Raw genomic sequence first — 21,516 nt, 5'->3', positions numbered from 1 at the left:
CCCACTGGAAACGGCTTTTTATTTTTACTGTAGGACAGTTTTTGGGACAATTCTACCTTGTCAGCCCTAAAACAAGTGCTCCACTAGCAACTAATGAAGAACATTTCTACTTACCCTCTAAGAGAAGCAGATGATGAGCCAAAAAATCGAAAGTTTTTCTTTAAAAGCATTGGCAAACTGACCATTGTGAAGGTGGTTGAATACATGTACGTTCAACCGTATGGTCTTGGTGGGCTCTACAACCTCGCATTCGGGGATTACGATAAGGCCACTCGTAGCATCATTGACGATACCAATAGCAACAACGACGACATTCGGCCAGTAATGAACACGGTGCTTAGCACAATCCCGCTGTTCTTTGATGAATACCCGTATGCCACTATTGCCGTACAAGGGAGCGACAGTGGCGCGGAATTTGAAATACAATGCCGAATCACCTGCTTAAACAAACGGTGTGACGCTACTTGTAGAAACGCAGACCGCCGAATCAACTCATACCGCTACTTTCTTAACAAAAATTACGACGAACTAAAGGAGACGTATGTGTTTTCTGGGTACATTCGAGCCCTAAGTCAGAAATTTCCTTATCGCCCAGATGTCAAGTATGACGCTGTGTTTGTTTCTAAGAAGTAACAACATACATTTGCATCACCATGAAGACTAGCAAATCCCTGAACCAGACAAAGGAGCCTAATGCAATGTCCAATGCAACAAAAAAGGAATTGGACTCAGTTGCTGAATTCTTTAAAGGGAAGGAAATGTTCCCTGGGAAATTAGAGCGCGCCAAGCAGATGTTTAAAGGCTTACAGGCATTTCCTGCATAAAGCCAACCCATTTATATTAAAAGCCCCACCCGCAACGGTGGGGCTTTTTTCGTGCGTGAGATTCTGTATGCAGCCTTCGTTTTATGTGCTATCACTAAGCCGAATTGGTTGGTCGATGCCTGTACCGGAGAGGTTTGCGAAACCAATTATGCTTCGGGGCGTCGGTGCTGATAATTAAGCCCATCGAGTAGAATCTATCAAAAAAGCCCCTCAACTGAGAAACCTTTTTCTATGGTGTTTGAGGCACGGTCATTTATCATTCTACCTTTGACACATTACCCCTGTTCTCACCTGATTACAGGAATTATATTTTAGGCCCGTTATAATGGCTAAGCAGAAAAAACCGGTTAAAGAAAAAGCAATCGAGGTATCCCTCTGGGAATCGGCCAACAAGCTGCGCGGCAGCGTGGAGCCGGCCGAGTACAAGCACGTCGTGCTCGGACTGGTATTCCTCAAGTTTGCCAGCGACAAGTTTGCCGAGCGGCGGCAAGAACTGGTGGCAGAGGGCAAGGATAAGTACCTGGAGATGCCCGACTTCTACAACATGAAAAACGTGTTTTTCCTAGAAGAGAAGTCGCGCTGGAACTACATTCAAGATAGAGCCAAACAGCCCGATTTGGCGCTTATCATTGACACGGCGCTGCATACCATCGAGAAGGATAACAAGGCGCTGAAGGGTGCGCTGCCCGACAACTACTTTTCGCGCCTCGGGCTCGACCCCACCAAGCTGGCGGCGCTGGTTGATGAAATCAGCAACATCGATACGCTCAAGGACAAGAAGCAGGACGTGGTGGGCAAGGTGTACCAGTACTTCCTGAGCAAGTTTGCGCTGGCTGAGGGCAAGGGTAAAGGCGAGTTCTACACCCCGGCTAGCATCGTGAACCTGATTGCCGAGATGATTGAGCCCTACGAGGGCATCATCTACGACCCGGCGTGCGGCTCGGGCGGCATGTTTGTGCAGAGCATCAAGTTCATCGAGAGTCACCACGGCAGCAAGAAGAAGGTGTCCATCTACGGGCAGGAGTACACCAACACCACCTACAAGTTGGCCAAGATGAACCTGGCCATCCGCGGCATTTCGGCCAACTTGGGCGAGAAGGCGGCAGATACCTTCGGCCAAGACCAACACCCCGACCTCAAGGCCGACTACATCATGGCCAACCCGCCCTTCAACCAGAAGGACTGGCGCGGCGAAAAGGAGCTGACCGACGATGCCCGCTGGCTCGGCTACGACGTACCGCCCCGCTCCAACGCCAACTATGGCTGGATTCTGAACATCGCCGCCAAGCTCTCCGACAACGGCGTGGCCGGCTTCATCCTGGCTAACGGCGCACTGAGCGGTGGCAGCGAGGAATACAAAATCCGCCGTAAGCTGATTGAAAACGACTTGGTGGAAGCTATTGTGGTGCTGCCGCGCAATCTGTTTTACACCACCGACATCAGCGTGACGCTCTGGATTCTGAACAAGAACAAGCAGGCGCACAGCAAGAGCGTGGGCGACGAGACCCGCCACTACCGTACCCGCACCGGCGAAATCCTGTTCATGGACCTGCGGCAGTTGGGTGAGCCGTTCGAGAAGAAGTTTACGCAGTTCTCGGAAGCTGACATCAAGCTGGTGGCGCGCACCTATCACGACTGGCAAACCACCGGCGCAGCCAACATACCAGAGTTCTGTTACACCGCGCACCTGGAGGAAGTCTCATCCAAAGACAAAGACTTTTCGCTGGTGCCAAGCAAATACATTGAGTTCGTGAATCGCGACGAAAACATTGACTTCGACCAGAAAATGGCCGGTCTGCAACTAGAATTCGCAGAGCTGTTGCGGGCCGAAGACCAGTCGAAAAAGGAATTGCTGAACGTGTTTAAGGAACTGGGCTATGCAATCGAATTATAGGCCAATCGGCGACTACGTGCAGCGTGTCGAAAGACGCAACACCGACTTGAAAGTCACTAGACTGTTGGGCCTGAGTTTGACCAAAGAGTTTCGGGCCACAACTTCTAACATCGTGGGAACCGATATGTCGGTTTACCGCGTGATGCACAAACATGAGTTTGCGTGCGATTTCATGTCGCCGATTCGGGTGAATAAGCTGCCGGTGGTTTTGAAGCTGGACGACGAGCCGAACCTGGTTTCGCCGGCTTACCCGGTGTTTAAGGTGAAAGACTCGAACAAGCTTGACCCAGAGTATCTGATGATGTGGTTTCGGCGGTCGGAGTTTGACAGATACGCCACGTTTAAATGTGACGCGGCTATTCGGGGCGGATACGACTGGCAGGCGCTATGCGAAACGCTGATTCCAGTACCGTCCATCGAAAAGCAGCGGGAAATCGTGGCCGAATACCACACCATTCAAAACCGCATTGCCCTCAACAACCAGCTCATCCAAAACCTCGAAACCACATCTCAGGCCATTTACAAGCAGTGGTTTGTGGAGTTTGAGTTTCCCAATGAAGCTGGCCAGCCCTATAAAAGCAGCGGCGGCGAAATGGTGGAGAGTGAGCTTGGGGAAATCCCCAAGGGATGGAAGCTTGGCAATATTGGGACAGTTTTAGACACAAAGGGATACATCCGAGGCCCCTTTGGCTCTGCGTTGAAGGTTGAGGATATGAGGTCCTCAGGTACTCCTGTTTATGAACAACAGCATGCTATTGACGGGCATAGAAACTTCAGATATTATGTGGACTCAGACAAATTTGCTCAGCTTAAACGATTTGCTGTCAAGCCTAATGACTTAGTTATTAGCTGCTCTGGGACTCTTGGCAGAATAACACGAATCAGTGAGACTGATAAAGTCGGCATTATCAACCAAGCTCTATTGATATTACGTGTTGACCCTACTAAATGCGCTTTGTCCATCTTCGAGCTTTTTCTCAGGTCTAAAAATGGCAACAATTTACTGATTGCAGAATCAGGAGGAAGCGCACAAGTCAATATAGCTAAAAGAGAAGATATTGTAAAGAAGCCTTTTCTGATTGCCGCAGCTCGCGAGCAGAAAATGCTTGCTACTGTGCTAGACAAAACTTCGGCACAGGCTGATATTCTAAAGAGGGAAATAATTGCCTTGCAAAAGATTAAAAGTCTTCTCCTCTCCAAGCTCGCCACCATCGAATCGGTGCCTGCCGCGCCCAAGCTCGCCGTAACCAAACCGGCACAGTTAACCCTCTCCTTCACCTGATATGCAGAAGTTCACTGAAGCCAAGTTGGAGGAGGTTTTTTGTGAGTTGCTGCATGAGCAGGGCTACCCGCACCAGCTGGGCAACACCCTGGCCCGCGCCCCTGAGGAAGTGCTGCTCGAAGCCGACCTACGGGCCTTTTTGTTGAAGCACTACGAGGAAGATGGTCTTACCCCGGCCGAAGCCGATGCCGTGGTGCGGCGGTTGCACGCCCTGCCCGCGTCCGACCTTTACGAAAGCAACAAGGCCGTGATGCGGCTGCTGGCCGATGGCTTCATTCTCAAGCGCGAAGACCCCAGCCAGAAAGACATCTGGGTGCAACTGCTCGACTATACCAGCCTGACCCGCCAGCAGCCCGCCGCCGAGAACCTGGCCGCCGAAGCTGCCCCAGCCTACGCTGCTGCTGCCGACCACAACATTTACCGCTTTGTGACGCAGCTCGAAATCGTGGGCAGCGAGAAGCGCATCCCCGACGGCATCCTGTATATCAATGGTCTGCCGCTGGTGGTGTTCGAGTTCAAAACGGCCATTCAGCCCGACTGCACCATTCACGACGCGTACGTGCAGCTCACTGTGCGCTACGAGCGCGACATCCCGGAGCTGTTTAAGTACAACGCCTTTTGCGTCATCAGCGACGGCGTGAATAACAAGGCCGGCTCCTTCTTCGCTCCCTACGAGTTTTACTATGCTTGGCGGCGCGTAGCCGGGTTAGCCCAGGACGTGGATGGCATCAATACCCTTTACACCCTGGTGGAGGGGATGCTCGACCGCACCCGCCTACGCGACATCATCCGCAACTTCATTTACCTACCCGACAGCTCGAAGAAAGACGAGAAAGTGGTGTGCCGCTACCCGCAGTACTACGCGGCCCACAAGCTTTACAACCAGATTTGGTCGGCCCGTAAGCCCACCGGCGACGGCAAAGGCGGCACCTACTTCGGGGCCACTGGCTGCGGCAAGAGCTACACTATGCTCTTCCTCACGCGGCTGCTCATGCGCAGCGAGGACTTTGCCAGCCCCACCGTGGTGCTCATCACCGACCGCACCGACCTCGACGACCAACTGGCCGGGCAGTTCACCAACGCCAAGCACTACATCGGCGACCAGAACGTGGTGAGCGTGGAAAGCCGCGAGCACCTGCGCGAGCTGCTGGCCGGCCGCCAGAGCGGCGGCGTGTTCCTCACCACCATCCACAAATTTACCGAGGGCACCGAGCTGCTGAGCTGCCGCGCCAACATCGTGTGCATCTCCGACGAAGCCCACCGTAGCCAGGTAAACCTGGAGCAGAAAGTGCGCGTGACGGCCAGCGGCGTCACCAAAACCTATGGCTTCGCCAAATACCTGCACGATTCGTTGCCCCAGGCCACCTACGTCGGCTTCACCGGTACCCCGATAGATGCCACACTGGACGTGTTCGGCCCGGTGGTGGACGAGTATACCATGACCGAATCGGTGAAGGATGAGATAACCGTTCGCATCGTGTACGAAGGTCGCGCCGCCAAAGTAGTGCTACACAACGGCGAACTGGAAAAGATAGAGCGCTACTATGCGCAGGCTGCTGAGGACGGAGCTAACGCCTACCAAATCGAGCAAAGCAAGGAAGAAACCGCTCAAATGCGGGCCATCCTCGGCGACCCCAAGCGTCTGCGCGTGCTGGCTGCCGACTTTGTGCAACACTACGAAAAGCGTGTGAGCGAAGGCGCGACCGTGAAAGGCAAAGCCATGTTTGTGTGCAGCTCCCGCGAAATCGCCTACGCCCTATACCAGAACATCATCGAGCTACGCCCAGCCTGGGCCGACGTGCTGGCGGCCGAAGAAGGGGCCGAGCTGACCGAAAAGGAAAAGCGCGAACTGAAACCTATGGCGCGGGTGAAGATGATAATGACTCGCGGCAAGGATGACCCGAAGGACATGTACGACCTGCTGGGCACCAAAGAGTACCGCAAGGAGCTGGACCGGCAGTTCAAAAACGCGAAGTCCAACTTCAAGATTGCCATCATCGTGGACATGTGGCTTACCGGCTTCGACGTGCCTTTCCTCGATACCCTCTACATCGACAAGCCCATTCAGCAGCACAGCCTGATTCAAGCCATTTCGCGGGTGAACCGTACCTACGAGGGCAAGAGCAAGGGCTTGGTGGTCGATTATATCGGCTTCAAAAACCAGATGGGTCTGGCGCTGGCTAAGTACAGCAAGGGAGACGAGCGGAATTTTGAAGAAATTGACCAGTCGCTGGTGGTGGTTCGAGACCATCTGGACCTATTGGCCCGCTTATTCCACACCTTCGATAGCAGCAAGTATTTCACCGGCACCGCTCTGCAACAGCTGCACACGCTGAACATGGCCGCCGAATTCGTGCAGCTGACCAAGGAGCAGGAAACCCGCTTCATGGGCTTGGTGAAGCGTCTGAAAGCCGCCTACGACATTTGCGCCGGCAGCGAGAAACTTACCCAGCCCCAGCGCGACCAGACGCACTTCTACCTGGCCGTCCGCTCCATTGTGTTCAAGCTCACTAAAGGGGATGCTCCCGACACGGCCCAGATGAGCGCCCAAGTGCGCAAGATGATACAGGACGCCCTGGCCAGCGACGGCGTGGAGGAAATCATTAAGCTCGGCACCGATGGCGACACCGAGCAGGACATCTTCGACGCTGACTACTTGGCTAAAATCGACAAAATCAAGCTGCCCAATACCAAGATAAAACTGCTTCAGCAGCTCCTAGCTCGCGTCATCGACCAGATGCGCAAGGTGAACCAGGTAAAAGGCATTGACTTCACCAAGAAGATGCAGGCGCTGGTAGCCCGCTACAACGAGCGCGACGAAAACGACATCCTGCGTAGCGAAGTCTACGAGGAAATAGCTGAGCAGCTCACCAACCTGATTTGGGAGGTTCAAAACGAATTTTCGGCCGGCGACATCCTAGGCATCGACTTCGAAGAAAAAGCCTTCTACGACATCCTGATGGCCCTGTGTGCGAAGTACGATTTCCGCTACCCAGCCGAGCAACTGGTCGCGCTGGCCAAAGCCATTAAAGCCTTAGTAGATGAGCAGGCCCGCTTCCCCGACTGGAATAAGCGCGAAGACATTAAATCGGCGTTGAAAGTGGGCCTGATTCTGCTGTTGGATGAGTTCGGTTACCCGCCCGTGGAGCGCGACGAGGTGTATGGCGAAATCTTCGGTCAAGCCGAGAATTTTAAGAAGAACCGGACCGTCTTAGTATAGATATATCCCAACGGATTTTTGGTTTGTGTGGGACGGTTTTTGGACAAAACAAGGGGACCGGCACTTCTGCCGCTGGCCCCGGCGTGGCATTTTTTGCGCTTCACTGTATTTTACGTGATGGCTAAACACAGCATTTTTTGGGTTTATCTTGACCTATTAGAGCGCAACAGTTATCAGGCGTGGCCGGGGGGATGAAGCATTTTAAGGATGTAGGCGCGACGCTAGAGGATGCGGGCAGGTGCAATGCCAGCGGGGTGCTACCTGGGTCGTAGCTGGCATTTTTTGCCGTTATCCTACGGGATTGGCTGGCATAAGCCGGCAGGTGGGGTGTGGGCGGGAGCCCCGGCCGGCACTGGGTGTGTGTCAGCATGTGGGGGCGTTGACACACTGTTGACACAGCAAAAAATGGCCTTCTTTTATCATTGAAGCCCTTTTTTATCCATTTGTGTTACTGTGTTAAAGAGAATAGAGTTAATATGTATAGAGAAGAAATAAATTAAATAAGGGGGGTATTTTATTTATTTATCCTATAATGCTGGGGAAGGGCCCGACACACGACACACTGACACAAAAGTGGGTAAAACCCAACCCAGGTGCTGGAATCGGACTTTTTGCTGTGTCAGCCCCCCAAAATCTGTTTCAGGTCCGACGCAATGCGGCACAAAGCGAGGGGGGCAGCGTGCCAAGCTACCCCCCTCCCCGTGTCGGGCTACCTCCCATTAAAAATCAGTTTTATACCCGTTAGCCCGTTTAGCGGGTTTTTGCTATTATCGTAACGGTCCCGTCTCTTGTCAACCCCTGGCATTTGCAGGAGCTTTTTTCGGACCTCATCTGCGCGATAAAGTCCCTGCCCCTTGCGGTGGTCTTTGTATTCGTCCAGCCGTGCGGATATTATGGAAGAGGGCACAAAGTCGGCTGGATTGCCTGTTACGTTCACGCACTCTGCTATGAACGCATCTTCGGGGGTGTCGGCCGTGAACCGCCCTTCGTTGCGGGCGCTTATGGCGGCGTTCTCTTCGTCGGTGAGCCGGTAGGGGGTGCCGGCTTTGTACTCGGCAACGATTTGGCCCCAGAGCTGGGCTTTGTCCAAGGCCAGGTATGCCGGAATGTCTAGCTTTCCCAGCACGGTGAACGGCAAAAAGCGGCGGCTTCCGGTGGCGTCCTTCAAGAAGGCATCATTGTTCGTGGTGCCACAAAAAGACGCCGTGCGGGGGTATTTGGCCGTGTACTGAAATTTTTTATCGGCCGTAATCACATGCTGGCTCAGGACGTTCTTTAATTCGTCGGCTTCCGCTTTCCGCTGCTGCCCCATTTCATCCCAGCATATCAGCAGGTGGTTTGTCATCAGCAGCAGGTGTTCTTTGTTTTTGGCGTCAAAGGCCGAAGGTGAGGCAAAGAACTGGTCGTCCCACAGCAGGTTTTGGAAGAAAATCGACTTACCAAACCCCTGCCCGGTCGACACCAGCACCAACACTTGTTCATTGCGACAGGTTGAAGAACTGCAATAGCCTTGTGCTACGGTATTGAGCAGGTACTTTTTGAGTACGGTGGCAAGGAGGGGGTCATCGTCCGTTTTCAGGAGTGCGAGCAGGCGGGCATAGTGGTCTTCCCCGTCGTAGTGGGCTGCCAGGTAGTCCAGGTGGGCGGCCAGGTAGTTGATTTCCCGGTAGGTGCGCGAACTGAAAAGGGTTTCTTGCAGGGTGCGTTTACTTGTCTTGGTGCCGTTCTCTTCCAGGTCGTTCAGCAGGTCGTTCAGAAACGGGCTGCGGTCGTCAAAGGGGATAAGGTCGTTCGGGTTATCGCTACCGGCCTTCCGGTAATAATAGATGTGGGTGCCGGGGTCGTAGAAGATACCCCATTCCGCTGTCACGGCGTCGCGAATATCCGCGTAGGTAACCGCCCGCTGGGGCTGTATCGACAGGGCGTCATTGGACTGAACCCCGCCTATAACCGTCTTTGCCGCGTCTTGGTCCATTCCCAGCCCGCCGTTGGTGCCGGCTAAAACGCTTAGTCCACCGTCGGTCCTTCCGTCCTTCTTGGCATGCATTGCGGCCTTGACAGCCTCGGCCAGCATCTCGGGCGACAGGTTATGCCCCTTGGCCGCTAGCTTCGCCTGTATGGCTTTTAATCCATCGTTTACTGCCTTCCTGCCGGGTGGTCGGCCGGGCTTTCTCTTGGTGTAGGGCTTGCGCCCGTAGTCAGCCGCGTCCCGGTGGTAAATGCCGGTAACGGTGGCCGTTATTTTTGCCGTGTCGTGCCCGGCCGGGGCCGTGGCGAGGGCCAGGGCCAGCGCATCATCAAAGGGCGCCCCGCTCTCGTTGCAAAACTTGGTGTAGGCGGCCAGCCAACTATTGTGCCCTTCGCCGGGGGCGGGGGGCGGGCCGTGCTTGCCGGTGTGTTGGGCGTAGCACCAGGCCGCGGCTCCGGTCGGGTCGGCGCGGTCGTCGGTAGCGGGACCATTGTAGGGGGTTGCGGCAGGGCGCGGCGTAGGGGCCGGCGCGGGCACATCGGGGCCGGCATCCAGTTGTGTTGAATCTAGCGTTATCATATCGGTTTAGCGGCGAAGGCCGGATTTAAGTAGGCGTCGGGGTCGTGGCACACAAAGCAGGCGCGGCTCAGGTCGGCCGTTCTCTCGTCCAGGGTGTACCCCCAGGCGTAGCGGCGGCGCAAGTGCCGGGCAATGCGTTGGTAGTTGGTGGCGCGGTCGATTCGTGGGTCAGCCGCCAGCACCCCTTTCAGCCCGTCGCCGGAAGGGCTCACGAATAGCAGGCCAAGGGCGGGGCTCAGGGCCACATCGGTTAAGAGCTGGTCTTTCGCTTGTGCAGCCCCGCCTTTCATTTCGTCCAGGTCCACTACCAGTAGGCCGGATTTCAGCAGCACTTTATCATCGGCGCGGGTGGCGAAGATGCCGCCAACGGAGAAGTAGTCCAGGCGTTTCTTTTGCTCGCTGTAGCGGCGGCTCTTGCCGTGCGTTTCGTATTCCGTTCGCACGAGGGCGGACAGGGCTTTCAGGCGCGGCGGCGGGTCCGTAATGATGCGGTGCAGGTTGGCTAAAGTTATCGGGGCCGGGCGGGGCGTGATGTTCTTAATAGGCCCGTCGAAGTAGCTGAAGCGGGGGCCGGCTTGCGGAAGCGGCAGCATCGTTATCCCCTCGAATGGGTCTTCCATCGAGTAGCACCGGGCCGCTAGCTCGTCATTGGTCAGCACGGGTTCGCGCAGCCGGTCTCCATCAGCCGGTACCAGCCAGCCGGCCACGATGATAACTTCCACTGGGGGGGCGCTGGGATAGTAGTGCTTTAACGCCTTGGCAAAGGCTGTGCGCGGCGGGGCAGCTTCCCCTAGCAGCATCACCAGCCGGCTCACGTCGCGGGGTCCAAAGGGGCTATTCACGGCCGTTTCCCTTTCCTTGTCGGGCACGTAGCTCCGCAATAACTTGTTCAACCATGGGAAAGACCCAGGGATGGTGTTCCCGCAGCCAGGCGTCTTTTTCTTCCTGCGTGGGGCCTTTCCACCAAGCACACAGGCGGCGGTAGCTATCTTTGGCGTAGCGTCCAGCTACACGCAAAGCGTGGGGCCGTTGGTCTGTTCGCATCAGGCTAGCGGCTTTTTTTTGTGCGCTGAAACCCCTGTAAGGCGGTCATCACGTCGGACCGCTTTACGTAGGAGCGGCCCCCCAGCTTGTGGTATTTGAGCAGCCCCAGACGCTTCCATTCGTGTACCGTCTGCACGGTTACCCCCAACATGGAGGCAGCTTCCTGAATGCTTAGGGGATCATTGGCCGGGGGCGCGGCGGCGGGGGTGGGGGCGTTTAACAGCTCGTGCCGGATTACGGCCCGTACATCTTCCAACAGTTGGGCGTACGCGACCCCAACCGAAATTATGGTGCTATCCATCGTTTGCGTAAGGTGCCAAACCTAAGAGGCTCGGTGCGTTCCGGTCTCATGTTCAGCATCTTGGCCAACGAACGCGAGGGTACAGCCCATTGATGGCGCGGGGCTGTAACTGATGCTATTGGGCCGTAACTGATGCCCTAATCAGTCGGGATACCGTTTTTCAGGGCGCGGTTGGTGAGCATGTAGAACCGCTCGGCTATTTCTGTACTCGTTTTGCGAACCTTCGTGTCTACTCCGAAATGGCGGGCGACTATGGGCACAACAGTCCCCAACGCTCCCTTCAATTTGCCTGCCTTTTTGTCCTGTAACGCTCGGCAGAAGCCCGCAAACGCACCCTTGTCTCCTGCGCAGAACTTGCCGTTCTTGTCCACCAAACCCGCCGCGTGAGCACAGGCTTCGAGGTGCTCAACGGTAAACTTATCTCCCAAAATCTGCTCCAATGGGCTCAGGGGGGTTATCTTGATAGGCTTCACGTCCGGGGCCACTGTACGGCCCTCAAACGCCGCCAAGCAATGCCGGAACCAGTCAATCATTCCCAGCACCGTGCCCACGGTGGCGGGGGTACGGTCCCCGTCGTTTAGTACCTCCCGCAGTTTTCCAATGGGAACGCACTTCGTTTTCTCGCCTTCTTGTTCAGAAGTAGCCAGTAGCCGGCTAATGCGGCAAAGCCGCTGTGCTTCGTACTCCCTTGGGTCAAGGGCTTTAGGTTCTGCCCGCGAATCCTGTTTAGCGTACCAGTGGTATGCCAATCCCCGAAAATAAGCCACTTGCCGCAGAGACTGCTCGGCTGGGGTTTCTCGTCGCACTATAAGCCGATTGGGGCGTTTAACAACCGAATAAACGGGGACAGATGGCCGGAACGATTGCCCGGCCTTATCAGCAACCTGTTGCATAAGGCGGTCCCATTTTTGGGCATCAAGCTTCTCTTTTAGGGGGGTTACGTAGATATCCAAACCTGCCAATTCCCGGTACTGGTCGTTCTGGTTGTTCATACAGGCATGGTGTTAAACTTGGCAAACTCTTCCGCTACCCGCTCGGCAGACAGGTTCACGTACCGCTGAAAGGATTGGGCCGTGCGGTGGCCGGTAATCATCATCACAAAGCGTTCGCTCATTCCCCGGCTCAAACTCAGGGTAACGAACGTGCGGCGGGCGGTATGCACGCTCAGGCGCTCGTATTTGGGGGCCGTGGTTACGTCGGCAATGCCGCCCCGGTAGCGTATCACTTCGACGGGGCTATCAATCCCGGCCAGTTGCCCCAACTCTTTCAGGAAGCGGTTCAGGACCGGATTGGTAATCGGCTGCCCCTTAATGCTGGACAGCTCCCCGGCCAGCACCCGTTTTACTAAGTCCAGGGCGGCGGCGTTCAGGGGGACGTTCACTACGTCGCGGGTTTTCTTAGCAGTCAGGCGCAGGTGGGCCGGAATCTTGGCCGTAGCGGGGCGCAAATGCTGGGGGTTGATGCTGGTCAAGTCGGAGTACCGCAGCCCTGTGTAGCACGCCAGCAGGAACCAGGCGCGGGCCTTTTCCAGACGGGAGCCCACCGGTAGGGGTAACGATTCCAAGGCAAGCAATTCGGCCTCGCTCAGGGTCAGTACGTCGGGCGGGCGTTGTTTCCACGATACCTGTCCCAAAGCCGTGTTGGTAGTGTAGCCGCGCTTGGTGGCCCACTTCATAAAGGATTTGAGCCGGGCCAGGTTCTTATTGATGGTGTTATCGGTCAGCCCCACCACGTCAAGCAGGTAAGCGGTCCAGCGGTCCCCTACGGTGGGCGTCAGGGTGTCGAAGTCAATCGTGTATCCGTTGGCGTTGGCAAAATCCCGCAGGTGCCGGCCAGCCGTGGCGTGGGCGCGGGCCGTGGCGAGAACTCCCGAAGCCTTGACGTAGGCAACCCATTCGGCGTAGCGGTCCCAGAACGTGGGGGCCAATGAGGGGGCCGGCTCGGGTACGGTTTCCGGCACTGCCAGTGCCCGTAGGTCGTCGGCCGAGGGCAAGGTGCCGGCTGCGGCGTGCGTGTCATAGCATTTTTCCAGCCGCTTCGCCAGCAGGTCCAGCCAGTCGTTTATTGCCCCGTTGCGCGGGTAGCCCCGCGTTAGTGCTCGCTGTTCTTTCTTGTCCCATTGCCGGGGTTGAATGGAACGGCCGGCGTAAACCTTCACGCGCTTGCCGGCAAAGCTGAGAAAGGCGAAGATGGGGGTGGGCTTATCAGCAGCCGGGGCCGATAGCAAAAACGAGATTTTAGCCATTGCGGGGAGTGTCCTATGTAGGACGCAATCTAGGACAAAAACCCCGATTAATACCGATTAATTCCGTAGCTATGCCGGCTAACTACGAATGAATAGCCGTTTTTAAGCCATTAGGCGTATGTTTGTATCGGAGTGCATATGGGAGTGGATAGATGGTTCGAATCCAAACGGGGCCATTCTACTAAGACCCTTCCCCGTCCGGGAAGGGTCTTTTTTTGTTTTTGGTCAAGCTCGAGGAGCGTACAGGCCCAGATGATGCAATGATGAAAAGGTAGCGGTTATGCGAAGCTTGCTGATTACGGCGTTGCTGAATTTTTAGTAAGTAAAAGCGAATGATTTTGGCTATAATCATTTGCCCCTCTTATCTTAGGTTTGAAAAGCAGGTGATTTGTGCATGGTAGTAGGCCTCATGTGGGACATTGTCTCTATCCGCCAGTTATCTGCTTCATCCGCTCAACGTCTCTTTGTAGCTATGAAAAAAATATTACTCTTTCTGGGTCTGCTTGCGTTTGGCAGCAGCGCGTATGCGCAAACTGGCCCCAACCTCGGCCCCTGGGTTGAGGTCAATCGTCCTTCGATAGGAACGGCCCTCAGCTACCGGATTAGCTACGTGCACACAGTGTCGCCCACTGTTGCGTGGCTGGTAGCCCAGGAAAACAATGCCGGCAGCGTGCCGCAGTACGTTTTTGTGACCAACAACGCGACCGGCACTCAGTTCGGCCTGGAAGCTGTGAGTGCCGGCTCGCAGAACTTTCAAACTGCCAACGTATTCGGTCTTAGCTCGACAGTGGCACTAGCTGCGACCCACGGGCCAAACGGTGGAGGCGAAATTCTGCGAACCACCAACGGCGGCCTAAGCTGGACCAAAGTGAGCACCACCGCCCAGTTTGTTCAGAATCAAGGGGGCTTCCTAAACATGGTTCACATGTTCAATGCCCAAGAAGGCATGGCCATGGGCGACCCCACCGGCACCCCGAATGCCTACTTTGAAATTTTGAGAACCACGGACGGTGGCCTCACCTGGAACCGCATCCCCGCGGCCAACATCCCCGCGCCGTTTGCTGGCGAAGCCGGGCTGGTGCATTCGGTTTTTGCCCGCGGCAACACCCTCTGGTTTGGCGGTGCTTCGCTGGGAACCAGCGACCGGGAGCGGGTATTCAAAACAACCGACCGGGGTCAGACCTGGACCGTTAGCCAACCTACCACGCTCACCGAAACTATCAGGAAAGTTGTTTTCAAAGACGATTTAAATGGCATCGCCTATAATGTGAAAGACAACGGCAGCGCCGTCACTGAAGTCAATGTCATCCGCACCAGCGACGGAGGAGCTACCTGGTCGCCCATTACGCCAGTCAATACGGCCACCGGCAGCTTTTTCTGGTACGACATTGATGCCGTGGACGGGCGCTACTACAGCGTGGGCCAGCGTTTCCCGGCCACTGGCGTGGACGAGGACTTCGGCAGCTCTTACAGCACAGACGGCATCAACTGGACAAACATGAATACCGGGCAAGGATTCTTTGCATTTGACCTGATTCCGGGTGCCACGCCCGGTTCTGCTACGGGCTATGCCGGTACTCTTACCGATGCAACCGGCGGGGGCGGCATCTTCAGACTGAATAATCTGACGGCTACAGCCACCCGCGACGCCGCGCTACAGGGGGCACTGAGCGCCTACCCAAACCCCAGTCATTCGGGCGTGTTCAAAGTAGCCCTCGGTACTACCCTCAGGGGCCACGCGCAACTCACAGTACTGGACGCCCTTGGCCGCCAGGTGCGTTCGCAGGCTCTGAGCGCCACTGCCATTGGCTCTCGGGAGCTTCACCTAGACCTAAGCGGGCAGAAAACCGGAGTTTACACCCTGCAAATCCGGACGGATGCTGGCATCGCCACGCAAAAGCTGGTGATAAACTAATCCTTGTTCAAAGTTTTACGCTAAGGCCTTTCCCTGCTGGGAGAGGCCTTTTTTTATGGAACAATTTTGCTCGTAGATGCCAGGCCTTTGGACGCTTTGAAAAGGAGGGAGGGAATGAAAAAATCCCAGGATAAAAACTGCAGAAATTCACAAAAATGGGATTAAATAAGTACTTTTGATTGTTCAGTACCTAGCAACCCGAAGGGCTGTTTTACGACCTGATTTAATCCCGCCCACATGAGCGAAACGAAAGAGAAGATTCCCCAGTCGGACTATTCCGCTGACAGCATTCAAGTACTCGAAGGGTTGGAGGCCGTGCGCAAGCGGCCCAGCATGTACATCGGCGACACCGGCATGAAAGGCCTGCACCACCTGGTGTGGGAAGTAGTCGATAACTCGATTGATGAAGCCCTCGCCGGGCATTGCGACCTGATTAACGTCACCATCAACGAAAACAACTCCATCACTGTCCGCGACAACGGCCGCGGCATTCCCGTCGACTGGCACGCCAAGGAAGGCAAGTCGGCCCTGGAAGTGGTGCTCACCGTGCTGCACGCTGGTGGTAAGTTCGACAAGGGCTCCTACAAAGTATCCGGTGGCTTGCACGGCGTGGGCGTGAGCTGCGTGAATGCGCTCAGCACCGACCTGAAAGTAACCGTGCGCCGCAACGGCCATATGTACGAACAGGAATACAAAATTGGCTTCCCGCAGTACGACGTCAAGCAGGTTGGCGACACCGACGAGCACGGCACGGAGGTGCAGTTCTTGCCCGATGCCAGCATCTTCACCGAAACCGAGTACCGCTACGACACGGTGGCCGGCCGCCTGCGGGACTTGTCTTACCTGAACAAAGGCATCCGCATTACCCTCACCGACCGCCGCGAGAAGCTGGACAGCGGCGAGTTCCGTTCCGAGGAGTTCTACTCGACGGGCGGCCTGCGCGACTTCGTGCAGTACCTCGACGGCGAGCAGCGCCCTTCGCTGCTGTCGGAGCCCATCTACGTAGAAAGCGAGAAAGGCGGCACGCCGGTCGAGGTGGCCCTGCAGTACAATACCTCGTACCAGGAAAACGTCTACTCCTACGTCAATAACATCAACACCATCGAAGGAGGCACGCACGTGGCCGGTTTCCGCTCAGCGGTGACACGGGTGCTGAAAACGTATGGCGACAAGAACAAGCTGTTCGAGAAAGCCAAGGTTGAGATTACCGGCGACGACTTCCGCGAGGGCCTAACGGCCGTTATCTCGGTGAAAGTGATGGAGCCCCAGTTTGAAGGCCAGACCAAAACCAAGCTCGGCAACTCCGAAGTGAGCGGCGCCGTGAACTCGGTGGTAGGCGAAATTCTGACGCAGTACCTGGACGAGAACCCCAACCAGGCCAACAGAATCATGGAGAAGGTGATTCTGGCCGCCAAGGCCCGCATCGCCGCCCGCAAGGCCAAAGACATGGTGCAGCGCAAGGGCGTGCTGTCGTCGAACAGCCTGCCGGGCAAGCTGGCCGACTGCTCGGAGTCGGACCCTGAAATCTGTGAGCTATACCTCGTCGAAGGCGACTCGGCCGGTGGCACCGCCAAGCAGGGCCGCAACCGGGCGTTCCAGGCCATTCTGCCGCTGCGGGGTAAAATCCTGAACGTGGAGAAAGCCCAGGAGCACCGCATTCTGGAGAACGAGGAAATCAAGAACATGATTACCGCGTTGGGCGTGAGCTTTAACGAGCGCAAGTCGCTGGCCTTCACTACGGAGGACGACGGTACCGAGTCGGGCCCGCTTAACTTCAGCAAGCTGCGCTACCACAAGGTCATCATCATGACCGACGCCGACATTGACGGCTCGCACATCCGGACGTTGATTTTGACCTTCTTCTTCCGCTACATGCGCGAGCTGGTTGACCGGGGCTTTATCTACATCGCCCTGCCGCCGCTCTACCTCGTGAAGCGCGGTAAGGAGGAGCGCTACTGCTGGACCGAGGATGAGCGCATGCAAGCGCAGGAAGACCTCGGCCGCGGCAAGCCCGAAACAGTGAACGTGCAGCGCTACAAAGGGCTTGGCGAAATGAACGCCGAGCAGCTCTGGACCACCACCATGCAGCCCATGACCCGCACCCTGAAGCAGGTAACGGTAGAGTCAGCCGCCGAAGCTGACCACCTGTTCTCTATGCTAATGGGCGACGAAGTAGCCCCCCGCCGCGACTTTATCGAGCGGAACGCGAAATACGCCAAGCTGGACGTTTAGCCAGCATCACTTGGAAAGGCCCGCTGCAAAGCGGGCCTTTTCTTTTTCTGGTAAGTGTCAGGCAAAGCGTTTCGATACATGTTGCGTGCTCTGTCTGTCATGCTGAGAGAAGGTTGGAATGGCTCCATTCCTGGCCGAGACGTATTATGAAAAGGAGGCGCGCACGCGCATGTTCGTGACCGAATATTTTCAAATGAGAAACCATGGGGTGGGCACCTGGAAGGGTCTTCGGGAGTAGCCGCCCGGCAGCCTGCATGGTTTAAGTTAAGGTGCTGATAGCCCTAAGGTTGCTGGTTGAAATTGAAGCCATGGCCATTATTTCCACGTAAAAAAGCCTAATCAGGGGGCTTTGGCCGTATTTTGCCCTGTCTTTTCTATCCAATATGAAGCTCTTCAAATCTGCCGACCTTATTCGCAAAAGCAAGTACATCAGCCGCGACCTAAGTTGGCTGCGCTTTAACTACCGCGTGCTCGACCAGGTGCAGGACCCCAGCCGGGCCTTATTTGATAAGCTCAAGTTCCTGGCCATCACTAGTTCTAACCTCGACGAATTTTTCATGATTCGTGTGGGGTCACTGTATAACTACCTGGACTATGGCAAAGAGCGGATTGACTATTCGGGCCTGCGGGAGCTGCCGTTTCGGCGCAAGCTGCTGGACTTCGCGCACCGCTTCGTCAACGACCAGAGCCTGACCTACATTAATGAGCTGAAACCCAACTTTGAAAAGAACGGCTTCAACATCCTGAAGATGTCGGACCTCACGGAGCTGGAAGTGAAAAAGGCCGACGGCTACTTCAAGAATACCGTGTTTCCGCTGCTCACGCCCATGGTGTACGACGCCTACCATGGGTTCCCGCTGATGATGAACCAGATGCTCATTTTTGGCGTGGTTACCCGTATTGGAAATGGCCTGTCGGTGGGGTTGGATGGCGAAGCTGAAAAAGGACAGGAGCGGCTCACCTTCGTGCAGATTCCGCAGAACCTGACCCGCTTCTTTGAGCTCGTGCGCAAAGACAAGGTGATTTTTGTGCCCATTGAAGAAGTGGTGCGCGAGTTTTTGCCGCGGCTGTTTCGCAACGTGGAGATTGTGGCGGCTAACCTGTTCCGCATCACCCGCAACGGCGACTTCACGCTGGAAGAATCTGATGACATCGACAACGACTTCATCAAGGAAATTCAAGTGGGTTTAAAGACCCGTAAGCGGGGCCGCGTGGTGCGCGTGGAAGTGGAGCCGAACGCCTCGCCGGTGCTAATGAACGTACTCCGCGAGAGGTGGAATATCGACAATGGCAACGTCTTCGTCATCAATTCGCTGATTGACCTGAAAGGTCTGTGGCAGATTGTGAAGCACCCGGCTTTCCGGGGCAAAACGCCTAAACTCCCTTCGCCCGTGGCACCCCTCAGCCTGCCCGAAGGGGCCGAGGAAAACATGTTTGAGTACCTCAAGCACCACGACGTGCTACTGCACCACCCGTACAACAGCATCGAGCCCATGGTGCGGCTACTGGAGCAGGCCGCCGTGGACCCGCACGTGCTGGGCATCAAGCAAACCATCTACCGGCTGGCCGACGACTCCCGCGTGTCGGCCGCGCTGCTAAAGGCGGCTGAGAATGGCAAGCACGTATCGGTGCTGTTTGAGGTGAAGGCGCGGTTTGATGAGGAGAAGAACATTCGCGAGGGTGCCCGGCTGGAGAAGGCGGGCTGCTTCGTGATTTACGGCGTGAGCAAGTACAAGACGCACACCAAGCTCCTCATGATTATCCGGAAGGAAGGGGAGAAGGTGACCCGCTACGTGCACATCGGCTCGGGCAACTACAACGAGCAGACCTCGCGCCTCTACACCGACGTGAGCCTGCTCACGACCAACGACGTGTACGGGCACGACGTGTCGGAATTCTTCAACGTTATCACCGGGCACTCGCAGCCCGACGACTACGAGTACCTCATCACGGCGCCCAAAGACATGCGCCAGCAGCTCATTCACCTCATTCGGGAGGAGGTGAAGCACGCCAAAAAAGGCCTAGCGAGCGGCATCGTGATGAAGATGAATTCGCTCGAGGACAAGGAGATTATCGACGAGTTTTACAAGGCCGCCAAGGCGGGCGTGCCCATTCGGTTTATTGTGCGGGGCATTTGCTGCCTGCGGCCGGGCCGGCCGGGCCTGAGCGAAAACATCGAAGTACGCAGCATTGTGGGCGAGTATCTGGAGCACACCCGGCTGTTCTATTTCCATAACGGCGGCGAAGCCAAGGTCTATGCCGGCTCAGCCGATATAATGGTGCGTTCGTTTGACCGCCGCATCGAAGCACTGTTTTTGATTGTTAATCCGCAGCTTAAGCGAGAGGCCATCAATATTCTGATGATGAATATGATGGACAACCAGAATAGCTATGTGATGCGGGAAGACGGCGCCTATATTCGCCAGCACCCTGCTCCGGGCGAGCCCGTGGTGAATGTCCACAAAGCCTTCTTCAAACGCGACGAAGCGCAGCTGGCTACGGCTTCGCCTGAAGGCTTACTGGCCCTGCTCGATGTGCAGGCGCAGCGCCGCATAGATGTGGCGGCCGCGTTGGGGGTAGCCGATGAAATGGCTGCCTTAGCCGCACGCCAGGCCAGCGAGATAGCTGCCGACGACGCCTTTGGCGAAGGGGAGCCGGAGGAAACCTGCGAAGACGATGCGACGCCGGTGGGCCACATCGACGAGGAGAGCTTAAGCGCCGATGCAGCCCGGGTGTAGCCTTGGCCCGTGCCCAAGAGGGGCACGGGCCATGACCTGGGATTTACTCCATTTCCGCCGGCTGGTTTTGCAGGTCGGGCACGGGCAAGTGCGCGGGGTGCCCAGCCGCCGGATTTGAGTTCAGCTCGTCGAAGAAGTCTTCGAACAAGGATTGCATCATGCCGTCTTTCAGGCCAATGTCCGGCACCAGCATGTTGTTGACGCCAGCCCACTCCATGGCCGAGAGATAGATGTGGCCAGCAGGCACGATGACATCGGCCCGGTCGGGGTTGAGCATGGCCACGTTCACACGCTCTTCCATGCTTAGGCCCGAGAGGCGCTTGAGGATGCTGTCGATGCTGCGCTTGGTGATGGGCTTGTTGGGCGCGGCAGGCGAGAGGCTGTAGATTTTGTTGATGTTGCCGCCCGTGCCAATGGCGCGGGTGACGTGGTGCTTGCGCGCATGCTCACGCACCCAGGCTTCCATGCGGGCCCAGAGCTCGGCCTGGGCATCGGTGTTGGCGTCGCCGCTCTCTTCCTGCTGCATGCGGCGGATGGAGCCAATTTCAAACGACTGCGCGGCCACCTTACGGCGGTCGTGGTAGATGTTGAACTCGGTGCTGCCGCCGCCTACGTCGATGTGCAGGTAGTGCTTATTGTCTTCCAACAAGTGCTCAATAACACGGTTGATGTAGAAAGCCTCGTCCTGGCCGTCAATCACCTTGATTTCCATACCCAGTTCGGCCTGCACCCGGGCCGCAATGGCGGCTCCATTGCTAGCCGAGCGCATGGCCGACGTAGCACAAACCAAGTAATGACATACCTCATGCACCTCCATCAGCAGCTTCAGGGAGTGCAGAAATTTGACAAATTTCTCTTCCTTGGCTGGGGAAATTTCCCCCGAAGCAAACACGTCTTCGCCCAGGCGCATGGGAAATCGAACGTATTCTACGCGCTTAAGTCGGTAACGGCCTTCGTAGTAAAGAACCGCCGATATCTGGCACCGAACAGCGTTAGACCCAATATCAATGGCGGCAAGTTTGCGAAGCGGATAATTCATAGGCACAAAATTACGGTGCAATAGCTGCGGGCAGCACATGGAGCATCAAAGCTTGTAATGCATCCTCGCATTTGCCTAATCGCAACACTGGGATTTTGAAACACGCCATTTTCGGTGTGAAGGGCGCGTAGCTCATAACCAATACGTTTATAAGGCGATGCTGTTGAGTGCTCCAACGGGCTGCTAGGGTTTGCTTAGATGCGGCGCTGGTAGCAGACTTGGTTGGACCTTGTG

Annotated in this window: 14 protein-coding genes; 8 read left to right on the top strand and 6 right to left on the bottom strand. The window is 56.0% G+C overall.

Going from position 1 to position 21,516, the window contains the following annotated elements:
* Positions 1 to 93: 93 nt before the first annotated feature.
* The 5 genes from ACP7AJ_RS09535 to ACP7AJ_RS09515 all read left to right on the top strand — a co-directional run bounded on the left by ACP7AJ_RS09535 (position 94) and on the right by ACP7AJ_RS09515 (position 7,220).
* A complete protein-coding gene (locus tag ACP7AJ_RS09535; RefSeq protein ID WP_426059969.1) occupies positions 94 to 633 on the top strand; it encodes a DUF6934 family protein in 540 nt (179 codons plus the stop codon).
* Between the two features lie 20 nt (positions 634 to 653).
* Complete coding sequence (locus ACP7AJ_RS09530) at positions 654 to 824, top strand: hypothetical protein (RefSeq protein WP_426059968.1); 171 nt, start codon at positions 654 to 656, stop codon at positions 822 to 824.
* 325 nt (positions 825 to 1,149) lie between these two features.
* Positions 1,150 to 2,718 (top strand): N-6 DNA methylase, encoded by a 1,569-nt coding sequence (locus tag ACP7AJ_RS09525; protein ID WP_426059967.1) that lies wholly within the window; start codon positions 1,150 to 1,152, stop codon positions 2,716 to 2,718.
* A gap of 16 nt (positions 2,719 to 2,734) precedes the next feature.
* The gene (locus tag ACP7AJ_RS09520) at positions 2,735 to 4,000 is read left to right on the top strand and encodes a hypothetical protein (protein WP_426059966.1); all 1,266 of its coding nucleotides are present in this window, start codon (positions 2,735 to 2,737) and stop codon (positions 3,998 to 4,000) included.
* Position 4,001: 1 nt separating this feature from the next.
* Positions 4,002 to 7,220, top strand: coding sequence for a type I restriction endonuclease subunit R (locus ACP7AJ_RS09515; protein WP_426059965.1), 3,219 nt, complete (start codon positions 4,002 to 4,004; stop codon positions 7,218 to 7,220).
* Between the two features lie 709 nt (positions 7,221 to 7,929).
* Here the strand turns inward: ACP7AJ_RS09515 and ACP7AJ_RS09510 are convergent.
* From ACP7AJ_RS09510 to ACP7AJ_RS09490, 5 genes are all read right to left on the bottom strand, one after another.
* Complete coding sequence (locus ACP7AJ_RS09510) at positions 7,930 to 9,768, bottom strand: VapE domain-containing protein (RefSeq protein WP_426059964.1); 1,839 nt, start codon at positions 9,766 to 9,768, stop codon at positions 7,930 to 7,932.
* Positions 9,765 to 10,661, bottom strand: a complete 897-nt coding sequence (locus ACP7AJ_RS09505) for a BT4734/BF3469 family protein (RefSeq protein ID WP_426059963.1) — start codon at positions 10,659 to 10,661, stop codon at positions 9,765 to 9,767. The genes ACP7AJ_RS09510 and ACP7AJ_RS09505 overlap by 4 nt, the downstream gene beginning before the upstream one ends.
* Positions 10,662 to 10,816: 155 nt before the next feature.
* Positions 10,817 to 11,113 (bottom strand): helix-turn-helix domain-containing protein, encoded by a 297-nt coding sequence (locus ACP7AJ_RS09500; RefSeq protein WP_426059962.1) that lies wholly within the window; start codon positions 11,111 to 11,113, stop codon positions 10,817 to 10,819.
* Between the two features lie 137 nt (positions 11,114 to 11,250).
* Positions 11,251 to 12,105, bottom strand: a complete 855-nt coding sequence (locus ACP7AJ_RS09495) for a hypothetical protein (RefSeq protein WP_426059961.1) — start codon at positions 12,103 to 12,105, stop codon at positions 11,251 to 11,253.
* Positions 12,102 to 13,358, bottom strand: coding sequence for a tyrosine-type recombinase/integrase (locus tag ACP7AJ_RS09490; RefSeq protein WP_426059960.1), 1,257 nt, complete (start codon positions 13,356 to 13,358; stop codon positions 12,102 to 12,104). The genes ACP7AJ_RS09495 and ACP7AJ_RS09490 overlap by 4 nt, the downstream gene beginning before the upstream one ends.
* A 472-nt stretch (positions 13,359 to 13,830) precedes the next feature.
* Between ACP7AJ_RS09490 and ACP7AJ_RS09485 the strand changes: the two genes are divergently transcribed.
* The 3 genes from ACP7AJ_RS09485 (at position 13,831) to ppk1 (ending at position 20,243) form a co-directional block, all read left to right on the top strand.
* Positions 13,831 to 15,273: a T9SS type A sorting domain-containing protein gene (locus ACP7AJ_RS09485; RefSeq protein ID WP_426059959.1), complete on the top strand. Its 1,443-nt coding sequence runs from the start codon at positions 13,831 to 13,833 to the stop codon at positions 15,271 to 15,273.
* A 237-nt stretch (positions 15,274 to 15,510) separates the two neighbouring features.
* Complete coding sequence (gyrB, locus tag ACP7AJ_RS09480; protein WP_426059958.1) at positions 15,511 to 17,505, top strand: DNA topoisomerase (ATP-hydrolyzing) subunit B; 1,995 nt, start codon at positions 15,511 to 15,513, stop codon at positions 17,503 to 17,505.
* 383 nt (positions 17,506 to 17,888) lie between these two features.
* On the top strand, positions 17,889 to 20,243 hold the full coding sequence (gene ppk1 / locus ACP7AJ_RS09475) for a polyphosphate kinase 1 (RefSeq protein ID WP_426059957.1): 2,355 nt from the start codon (positions 17,889 to 17,891) through the stop codon (positions 20,241 to 20,243).
* Positions 20,244 to 20,286: 43 nt separating this feature from the next.
* Here the strand turns inward: ppk1 and ACP7AJ_RS09470 are convergent, their stop codons facing one another.
* Positions 20,287 to 21,282, bottom strand: coding sequence for a Ppx/GppA phosphatase family protein (locus tag ACP7AJ_RS09470; RefSeq protein WP_426059956.1), 996 nt, complete (start codon positions 21,280 to 21,282; stop codon positions 20,287 to 20,289).
* Positions 21,283 to 21,516 lie beyond the last annotated feature (234 nt).

It is taken from the genome of Hymenobacter sp. B1770, assembly GCF_049896385.1.
Classification (GTDB): Bacteria; Bacteroidota; Bacteroidia; order Cytophagales; family Hymenobacteraceae; genus Hymenobacter.
The sequence above is the reverse complement of the archived record's forward strand: the minus strand, read 5'-3'. Positions and strand labels throughout refer to the sequence as shown.

Bases quoted from the DNA above. Each gene is read 5' to 3' on its own strand.
- ACP7AJ_RS09485 (WP_426059959.1), top strand. From the start codon at position 13,831: ATGAAAAAAATATTACTCTTTCTGGGTCTGCTTGCGTTTGGCAGCAGC.
- gyrB (WP_426059958.1), top strand. From the start codon at position 15,511: ATGAGCGAAACGAAAGAGAAGATTCCCCAGTCGGACTATTCCGCTGAC.
- ACP7AJ_RS09525 (WP_426059967.1), top strand. From the start codon at position 1,150: ATGGCTAAGCAGAAAAAACCGGTTAAAGAAAAAGCAATCGAGGTATCC.
- ACP7AJ_RS09490 (WP_426059960.1), bottom strand. From the start codon at position 13,358: ATGGCTAAAATCTCGTTTTTGCTATCGGCCCCGGCTGCTGATAAGCCC.
- ppk1 (WP_426059957.1), top strand. From the start codon at position 17,889: ATGAAGCTCTTCAAATCTGCCGACCTTATTCGCAAAAGCAAGTACATC.
- ACP7AJ_RS09500 (WP_426059962.1), bottom strand. From the start codon at position 11,113: ATGGATAGCACCATAATTTCGGTTGGGGTCGCGTACGCCCAACTGTTG.
- ACP7AJ_RS09535 (WP_426059969.1), top strand. From the start codon at position 94: ATGAAGAACATTTCTACTTACCCTCTAAGAGAAGCAGATGATGAGCCA.
- ACP7AJ_RS09515 (WP_426059965.1), top strand. From the start codon at position 4,002: ATGCAGAAGTTCACTGAAGCCAAGTTGGAGGAGGTTTTTTGTGAGTTG.
- ACP7AJ_RS09510 (WP_426059964.1), bottom strand. From the start codon at position 9,768: ATGATAACGCTAGATTCAACACAACTGGATGCCGGCCCCGATGTGCCC.
- ACP7AJ_RS09470 (WP_426059956.1), bottom strand. From the start codon at position 21,282: ATGAATTATCCGCTTCGCAAACTTGCCGCCATTGATATTGGGTCTAAC.
- ACP7AJ_RS09495 (WP_426059961.1), bottom strand. From the start codon at position 12,105: ATGAACAACCAGAACGACCAGTACCGGGAATTGGCAGGTTTGGATATC.
- ACP7AJ_RS09530 (WP_426059968.1), top strand. From the start codon at position 654: ATGAAGACTAGCAAATCCCTGAACCAGACAAAGGAGCCTAATGCAATG.